Here is an 8,063-nt window from a genome sequence, read left to right as displayed (position 1 = left end):
ACCCACCATGATCCCCAGTAGATCTTGCTACCAGAGCCGGGGTCAGCGCCGAGACCGGCTCCAGTAGCAAGATCCCCGGCCGGTGTCAGTGGTTGCCGAGGGCCCGCTGGATGCGTTCGCGCAGGCCGGGGGCGAGCCACCGGTGTCGGCGTTCGGCGCGCTGCACCCTGGCCCGTGCGGCGCGCTCCTGCTCCCGGGCCTCGGTGACCCGCCGGATCAGATCCTCCGGGTCGGCACGCGGGAACGCGTCGAGGTCTGTTCCGGGCGGGTGCACGAACCTCTCCCACGGCAGCCACCCCATGCCGTGGACCTCCTCCACGACCCGGTCGAGCTCGGGGCCGTCCGCCTCGGGTTCGAGGTGGCGCGCGCGGGCGAAGGCGCCGGTGCGTTCCAGGCGCAGGGTTTGCTCCGTCCCGCTCGCGCCGGGCAGCACGACGTACAGGAGCCCGACCCGCCGTTCGCCGGCCTCGGCGACGAGGTCGGCCACACAGGCGGGCGCAGGCAGGACACCGGCGGGCAGCACGAGGCGGTGCGGCACACGCGGGTCGGTCTCGGGCATGTGCTCGGCGATGTGCACGCGGGGTTCGCCGAGGTAGACCTCGGCCAGCTGGGCGGCGTGCTCGCCCTCGGCCGGGACGACCAGGTGGATCCGCAGGTCGGGGGTGGTGCCCTCGAGCAGGGCGGTCGCGGTCGCCTCGGCCCCGCGCACGTTCTCGGTGGCGTCGACGACGGCCTCGGCGGCGGGCACCTCCCACAGGCGCACCCTGCCGAAGCGGCGGTGGTGGAACTCGGGGACGCGGTTGGCCAGGTAGGGCTTGCGGTAGCGGACACCGGCGTCGTGGTGCGTCTGCATCTGGGTGCGGCCCAGGTGCCAGCTGCTGGTGTCGGTGTCGGGGACGAAGACCGCGCCCCGCTGGTAGAGGCGGTGGGCGAACTCGGTGTCACCGCCGAGCGCCAGGTCCGGGTCGAGCCCGCCGGCGGCGTCGAAGAGGCTGCGGTGCAGGGATCCGGTGCAGCCGACGAAGGCGGTGTAGGAGCGGTGGTCGGCGTCACGGAGGCCGTTGGTGCGGGCGAGGGTGCGTTCGATCCAGTGGCGTCCGGCCTTGGCGGCGTCGAACAGTTCTTCCGCCCGGCCGGCGGCGACCTCGTCGCGCACCTGCTCGGGCGTGTGCCGTTCCGGGTCCCAGGCGACGAAGAGCTTGTGCCCGAGCACCGCGGCGTAATCCAGCTGGTGGTGCCAGCGCAGCTGCGACTCCACGTGGTCGCGGAAGACGAGCATGTCGGCGTCCAGCCTCAGCACCACGTCTCCGGACGCCTCGGCGACCCCGCAGTTGACGGCGTGGCCGGATCCCCAGGCCTCCTCCGACGCGCGGATCAGCCGCACGTGGTCGGGCACCACCGGCCCCAGCACCAGCGGGTCCGGTGACCCGTCGTCGACCACGATCACCTCGAGCAGCTCCGAGGGGTAACTCTGCACCGACAACGCGGCCAGCACCAGGTCGAGCTTCTCCTGGTGCCCGTGCGCCGGCAGCACCACCGACACAGACAGGGTCGGTTCCCACTCCCCCAGCTCCGGGACCTCGATCGACGTGTAGTCGTTGCGCACCACACGGGGGCGTGCGATCCCGGGTGCGACCGGGAGCTTGCGGACCCGGGTGTCGGCCCCGGGTACCCGCGCTCCGGGGGCCCCGGTGCCGGGAACGTCGGTGGTCACGGGGCCCTCCCGAGGATCGTGGGTGCTGACGCGGCCTCAGAGTAACCAACACGATCACCGAGAGTGCTGTATTGCATGCGTGTCGCACACCCACGGGAGGATCCGCCCGTGACGCGGGCTCACCCCTCACCCGCCAGGAGGAACCCGCCGGGGTCCCGGTCAGCGCAGCATCCGACCCAGGAGGCGGCGCCCGAACCCGGGGGTGGACCACCGCAGCTTGCGCTCGGCCCGCAGTGCCCGGGCCTCCAACCGTTCGGTCTCGCCCCGGGCGCGCTCGAGCTCGCGGCGCAGTTCCTCGGCGTTCATCCGCTCGAGTTCCCGGCGCTCCTTCCTCATGGCGTCCTTGCGCTCGGCCGACGCCCTCTTGCGCCGTCCGCCGTCCTTGGTGTCGCTGCCCCCGGCGGGCCGGCTCTCGGGACCGGGCGGTTCCTCACCCCCGGCGTCCTCGTCGACCACGAACTCGGCACCGGGGGTCCAGTGGGTCCCGGCCACCTTCTCCACGACCCGGTCCAGGTCGGTGCCGCGGGCGCCGGGCTCCAGATGCAGGGCCCGGGCGAAGGAGCTGGCGCGTTCCAACCTCAGGAGCCCGCCGCCGGCGCGGGTGGCACCCGGCAGAGGTGTGCACATCAGCCCGGCGCCCTTGCGGTCGAGCACACGCACCATGTCGGCCACCACGGTGCGGGTCGGGTGGGCGCCCGCCGGGGCCTCCAGGCGGAACGGCACCCGCGGGTCCGGTTCGGGTGCGGACTCGACGAAGCGCACGCGGGGGTCGCCGCGGAAGGTCTCCTGCACGAGCCGCAGGTCGAGGCGTTCCTCGTCGAGCGGGGAACGGCGCCCGTCCTCCAGCTCCGACCACGGCCCCACGAGCCACATCCGCAGGTCGGGGGTGGTCCCGTCGAGCAGCGCGGAGGCCGTGGTGTCCACCGCCTCCAGAGTGCGGCCGTCCACGTCGACGACCACGTCGGCGTAGGGCACCTCCCACAGGCGGTCGGGGCGCTTGCGCCGCAGGTGGAAGTCGGGGACCCGGTTGGACACGTACGGCGACCGGAACCGGGTCCCTGCCTCGCGCCGTGTCTGCATCTGGGTCCGCCCCAGGTGCCAGCTGCTGGTGTCCAGGTCGGGGACGAAGACCGCGCCCTGCTGGTGGAGGCGGAACGCGAACTCGGTGTCGCCGCCGAGCACCAGCTCCGGGTCCAGGCCGCCGGCCCGGTCGAACAGCGAACGGTGCACGGAGCCGGTCGCACCGATGAAGACCTTGTAGGCCAGCCGCCCGGCGGTGCGCAGCTGGTTCGTCTTGTTGATGTTGCGTTCGATCCAGTGCGGGTCGGCGGTGGAGGGGTCGAACAGCTCCCCCGCACGGCCCGCGGCGACCTCGTCGCGCACCTGCTCGGCCGAGTACCGCTGCGGATCCCAGTCCACGAACAGCTTGTGCCCGAGCACCGCGGCGTAGTCCAGCTGGTGGTGCCAGCGCAGCTGCGACTCCACGTGCTCGCGGAAGACGAGCATGTCGGCGTCCAACCTCAGCACCACGTCCCCGGTGGAGGCCTCGACCCCGCAGTTGACGGCGTGCGCGGAACCCCAGGCGCCCTCCGTCGCACGGATCAGCCGCACGTTCTCGGGCACCACCGGGCCCAGCCGCAGCGGTTCGGGCGAGCCGTCGTCGACGACGATGACCTCGAGCAGTTCGGAGGGGTAACTCTGCACCGACAGCGCGGCCAGCACCAGGTCGAGCTTTTCCTGGTGCCCGTGCGCCGGCAGCACCACCGACACCGACAGGGTCGGTTCCCACTCCCCCAGCTCCGGGACCTCGACGGACGTGTAGTCGTTGCGCACGACGTAGGGCTGACCGCCGCCCTCGGGGGGTTCGGGTTGCGCGGTGACGGTACTGGTCCCCTGCGGGGTCGTCATGGGGTCTCTCCGGTCGTGTCGGTGGCCACGGGTGCGCCCAGCGGCGCCGGTGCGCCCTCCAGGAGCGCGCTTGGCCGCCAGCCGGACCACTGCTGTGCGTAGTTGTGCAGGAAGTAGGACATGTCCTCCGACCACGTGTGCCCGGCACCGGTGCGGCGCAGCACGTACCCGAGGCCGTGGGTGCGGTGCACGCGGCCCCCGCCCCGGGTCACGGCGAGGAGGAGCTGGGTGTCGATGGCGCGGGGCAGGGGCCGGAACCCCCCGGTCTCCTCCAGCACCACGCGGTCGACGAGGATCGTGCCGCCGGCGATGAACCGGGTCGCGGTCTCGGACTCTCGGCTGCGCCACACGGTCAGGTCGACCTCCTGCAGGAACACGAAGTCCTGCCCGGTCCCCACCAGCTCGGCCCCCGAGTAACACCGGGCCAGCAGCAGGTCGGCGAGGTGGTCCGGGCCGTACCAGTCGTCGTCGTCCCACTTGGCGATGAGGGAACCGCCGGCCCGGGCGACGGCGTCGTTGAGCACGGCGCCGAAGAGCCGGTCAGCGTCGGCCTCGTACACGGTCAGGGGGATCCCGGTGGCGTCGAACTCGGCCAGCGCCGAGGCCACACCGGGGCTGTCGGCGCCGAACCCGTGCAGCGTGAGCACGACCTCGGCGTCCACCCCGCGCTGGCGGGCGATCTGAGCGAGCGCGAACCCGACCATCTCGGGCCGCCGGGTGCACAGGACCACCGAGACGGTCGGCTCGGGCGGGAGGGGGACACCGGCTCGGCGCGCCAGCGCCCGCCACCGGGGGCGAGTGCCGTGCAGCTCCAACGCGGCCCTGCGCAGGCGCACACTGTGTTCCTCGCGCCGGAGCCGGGAACGCAGGCCCTCCTCGTCGGTGTCGGTGAGCAGGGCGATCAACCGGCCGCCGAGCCCGGCCGCCCAGGCGGGCACGGGCCCGCTGAGCAGGGGCACCCCTCCGGCGGCCAGGGAGGCGACGGCGCGCACGGCCGCGGTGGGACCGGTGTGCCCCGACCAGTCCACGCGCACCCCGCGCAGGTGGCGCAGGCGGGTGAGGTCGACGTCGGTGACGGTGCCGTCCGCGGCCACGGTGACCAGCACCTTCGACCCCTCACGCACCACGGCGCGGTTGCCGTGCACGGTCAGGTCGCCGAGCGCGCCCTGCTCCGCCTTGGTGAAGCCGGTGGGGTTGACGGTGAGCTCGTCGATGGGGGCGACGGCGTGGACGAGGGCCTCGTCCGCGCTCTGCCCCCGGGCGCGGACCCGGGCGCGGGCGCGTGTGGGGGCGTCGCTGCCGAGCAGCCCGGTCCAGGAGTCGGCGGCGGTGGGTTCGGCGTCCAGGGCGGCCACGTTCGGGTCGGTCCAGGCGCGCTCGGGGTCGGCGCCCACTCGCAGGGCGAGGTCGGCCCTCGGGGTCACCCTGCGCAGCGGCACCGGGCCGGACACCTCGATCCCTTGGGCGCCGGTGTCCCCGGGCCGCCAGAGCGCCCCCTCGGTGCCGTGGAGCGCGGCCACCGGGGTGACGGCCGGGCCGCGCCGGCGTCCGCGCGTCCCTTGCAGGACGGTGTCGAGGACCTGGTCGGCCTCGGTGGCGCGCGGGAAGAAGAGCTCGCACACCCAGCCGTTGCGGTCCACGCGCCGTACCCGCATCTCGTGGAGGTCGCGCCACTGCCCCAGCCCGGGGGCGCTGGGCAGGGGCGGTTCCTGGTGTCCGGGTGCGGCCAGGAGCGCGACCAGCACGTGCGCGGCTCGGGGCAGGTGGACCGCCGTGGTCAGGGTGCGGTGCAGGTCGGTGGGGGTGGCCGCGACGACGGCCACCAGTCCGGCCTCGGGGTCCTCACCCTCGGAGACGGGCGTGCCCATGGGATGGGTGTCCAGGTCGACGATCCGGTCCTCAGGCCGGTACCGGAGGCGGGCCAGGGGGGCTCGGGAACCGGCACCGGTGTGGCCCAGGACCGCCGGTTCGTCGCCTCGGGAGCGCAGGGCTCCGCGCAGGACTGTGGTGATCATCTGCTGCTCTCGTGGGTTCGTCCGTTGCGGTTGCCGGGTCAGGCCCCTTTGCGGGAGAAGACGTGCGCGCCCTTCTCCGCGGGTTCCTCGACGCGCAGGAGTTCGGGGTACTCCTCGAGCCAGCGCCGGCCCAGGGCCCGCTCGTCCTTGCGGCTGGTGTCGTCGAGGATGATGACGGCGTCGTCGGCCAGGTACGGCCAGAAGGCGGGCAGGGCGGGGTAGCGGGCCTGGCGGCCGGTCGATTCCGGCGGCCCGTCGACGAGCAGCAGGCCGATGTCGTCGAGGTCGGCGAAGGCGGAGGTGTCGTACCAGCGGGGGACGGCGCCCTTGTCCCGCAGACCGGTGTCGGTGACCGTGCCCGGTTCGGCCTCGACCAGCGGTGCCAGGCGCACCTCGACGACGTCGTCGAGCCCGTGCTCGGCGATGAGGGCGCGGGTCTGCTCGGCGTAGTGGGCGTCGTGCTCGATGGCCACGACGCGGCCGCGGCCCTGGCGGCGCAGGGCGTATCCCATCCAGATGCTGGAGGAACCGCTCCCGCACTCGACGACGAGCTCGGGGCGCAGCCGGTCGATGTGGCGCACGATCAGGCGCACGAGGTCGGGTGAGGCCGCCCATCCGCGCAGGGGCGGCATGAAGGTGGCGGTGTCCAGGTGCTCGCGCAGTTCGGACCAGGCCACCTGCTGTTCGTAGTCCTTGCGGCCCTGGTCGAGCAGGTCGCGCTTGAACTGGCGGCGCTGCTTGGGCAGGACCTCGCCCTCGATGCGTTCGAGGCCGGCCCTGACCTGCTCGAGGTCGGCGTTGGCCTCGGCGATCTCCAGACGTTCGGCCGCGACCGCCTCGGTGACGGCGCGGGTGTGCGTGCGCACCTCGGTGGCCAGCTGGCGCACGGACCGGCGGACGAGCAGCAGCCCGCCGGCCAGGGCGCAGGCGGCCGCGCCCAGCAGGATGACCCCGCTGAGGATCAGCGCTTGGGACCAGGGGAGGAGGCCGAAGGCGGCCAGTGCCGGGGGGAGCAGGACCATGACCGCACCCACCGACGCCGAGGCGAGGAGGAGCGGGAGAAGACGACGGCGCAGAGTGCGCATGAGTGGTGACCTCCACGTGTTTTTCATTCCGATGTTAACGACCGCGACAACGCTTTGTCGGTACACATAGGGATCCGCGACAGAAATAGCGGCGAATTCGTTCTGCGTTCACCTTCCCCTCGCTCCCTTTTTGATTGGACCGGTCGTGAATTCTTGGCCTGTGCCTCTCACCATCCGAGGGCCTCCTCGACCGCGGGGCCGACGACGGGCGAGAGCGAGGCGGCGAACGTCGCGGTCATGTGGGAGTGGTCCCAGAAGACCAGCACGTTCCCGACCACCGCGTCACAGTTCCCTCCGGGGCAGACGTGCGGGGTGAGATCGATGAGGGACACGTTGTCCGGCAGGTCCGCCATCAGTGCCGGATCGGTGTCGTCCTGGGTGCGCGACGTCGGTTCGGTGCATTCTTCGACGGGGCGGGAATCGACGCATTCGGCCCCCTGGAATTCACGCCGGGGGAGATCGCGCACCCCGAGCACGTCGATCCCGAGCGCGTCCAGCCGGCGCCAGGTGTCCACGTAGGAGCTGGGCAGGTGTTCGTGTCCCGAGGCGTTGATGGTGGAGGTCGTGAAGACGGCGTCGGGGCGCAGACGTTCGAGCTCGGCCATGGCCCGTTCGTTCCATTCGCGGCAGTCCGGGTCGTCGGTGCTGGTCCCGCCGTCGAAGAGGCACCCGCTGCGGGTGAAGGTGACCAGCCGCCAGCCGCGTTCCTCTGCGGCGGCGACCAGGGCCGGGTGCCAGTGGTCGGCGCGGGAGGCACCGACGAGGGCGAGGGTGTGCTCGGCGTCCTCCGGCCCCTCGTCGCAGACGGCGAGCGGTTCGGAGCCGGAGACACGGCACCCCTCGTCATGGGTGACGGGCGCGTCGTCGCGGGCGTCGGCGGGGTCGGGCAGGACCGGCGCTGGGTCCAGGGCCTCGGCCACGTCGGGGTCGGCGGCCGAGGCGCCGGGGTAACGCTCGTCGCCGTCGGCGAGCACCGCCCTGGCGCGGCGTTCCTCCTCCAAGTGACCGGACCACAGGGAGGCCGACAGCACGACGGGGACCAGGAGCGCCGCCGCGAGGCCGGCCGGCCACACGGATGCGCGCCGTGTCGCGGGCCGGGTGAGGCGGTCGAAACCGCCGTCGATCCAGCGCTGTGTCGCGTACGCGAGCAGCACGGACAGCGCCACCACGAGCAGCCCGCCGACGACCGTCGCGGTGGTGCGGTCGGCCAGGTGCAGGTACACGACGAGCACGGGCCAGTGCCACAGGTACAGGCCGTAGGAGAGCCCGCCCAACCACATGAGGGGCCGCCAGGTCAGCAGCCGGTCCGCGCCGTAGCGGCTGCCCGTGGTCCCGGCGACG

The 8,063-nt window shown here is 73.2% G+C and carries 5 protein-coding genes; all 5 read right to left on the bottom strand.

What is annotated here, in order from left to right; translation table 11 throughout:
• Positions 1-85: 85 nt before the first annotated feature.
• Positions 86-1,714, bottom strand: a complete 1,629-nt coding sequence (locus IDM40_RS27635; protein WP_328807150.1) for a glycosyltransferase — start codon at positions 1,712-1,714, stop codon at positions 86-88.
• A gap of 159 nt (positions 1,715-1,873) precedes the next feature.
• Positions 1,874-3,622, bottom strand: coding sequence for a glycosyltransferase (locus tag IDM40_RS27630; RefSeq protein WP_193125024.1), 1,749 nt, complete (start codon positions 3,620-3,622; stop codon positions 1,874-1,876).
• On the bottom strand, positions 3,619-5,637 hold the full coding sequence (locus tag IDM40_RS27625; RefSeq protein ID WP_193125023.1) for a glycosyltransferase: 2,019 nt from the start codon (positions 5,635-5,637) through the stop codon (positions 3,619-3,621). The genes IDM40_RS27630 and IDM40_RS27625 overlap by 4 nt, the downstream gene beginning before the upstream one ends.
• Positions 5,638-5,675: 38 nt before the next feature.
• Positions 5,676-6,722 carry a class I SAM-dependent methyltransferase gene (locus IDM40_RS27620; protein ID WP_193125022.1) on the bottom strand — a complete coding sequence of 349 codons (1,047 nt, stop codon included), beginning with the start codon at positions 6,720-6,722 and terminating at the stop codon, positions 5,676-5,678.
• 167 nt (positions 6,723-6,889) lie between these two features.
• The coding region (locus tag IDM40_RS27615; RefSeq protein ID WP_193125021.1) for an acyltransferase family protein at positions 6,890-8,063 on the bottom strand (1,174 nt) is incomplete at its 5' end.

Origin of the sequence: Nocardiopsis coralli (assembly GCF_014892575.1) — a bacterium.
Taxonomy (GTDB): Bacteria; Actinomycetota; Actinomycetes; order Streptosporangiales; family Streptosporangiaceae; genus Nocardiopsis; species Nocardiopsis coralli.
Note: the sequence above shows the minus strand (reverse complement) of the source record. Positions and strands in the feature narration are given on the sequence as shown.

What these genes read in the sequence shown, in the direction of transcription:
- IDM40_RS27630 (WP_193125024.1), bottom strand. Translation starts at nt 3,622, where the DNA reads ATGACGACCCCGCAGGGGACCAGTACCGTCACCGCGCAACCCGAACCC.
- IDM40_RS27625 (WP_193125023.1), bottom strand. Translation starts at nt 5,637, where the DNA reads ATGATCACCACAGTCCTGCGCGGAGCCCTGCGCTCCCGAGGCGACGAA.
- IDM40_RS27620 (WP_193125022.1), bottom strand. Translation starts at nt 6,722, where the DNA reads ATGCGCACTCTGCGCCGTCGTCTTCTCCCGCTCCTCCTCGCCTCGGCG.